This window comes from Bacillus cereus group sp. N12 (assembly GCF_016483575.1).
GTDB classification, from domain to species: Bacteria; Bacillota; Bacilli; order Bacillales; family Bacillaceae_G; genus Bacillus_A; species Bacillus_A toyonensis.
In genome coordinates this window covers 1-231 of the sequence record NZ_JAEHBO010000297.1, presented here as the reverse complement: position 1 = coordinate 231, position 231 = coordinate 1, and the positions used below count along the sequence as shown (strand labels likewise).

The window sequence follows — 231 nt, the reverse complement described above, 5'->3', positions numbered from 1 at the left end:
ACCCATATCCCAATCAAGCCGACGACGCCCTCACACATCCACATCGGTATCATGCTCACGAATATGTATAAAATACACATGCCAAATATGATGCCGATTATGGATAAAAAACAAATGCCAAATATGATGCCGATTATGGATAACAATCAAATTGAATATTATATACCGATTAAGGATAAAACAAAAAAAGAAAATTAGATGACGGTGGTGGGGGAATCATTAATAGAAAAT

Annotated in this window: 1 pseudogene; it reads left to right on the top strand. The window is 35.1% G+C overall.

Annotated features, from left to right (window positions below):
- Positions 1-198, top strand: a pseudogene (locus JDS92_RS31320) (peptigoglycan-binding protein LysM); the annotation flags it as partial.
- Positions 199-231 lie beyond the last annotated feature (33 nt).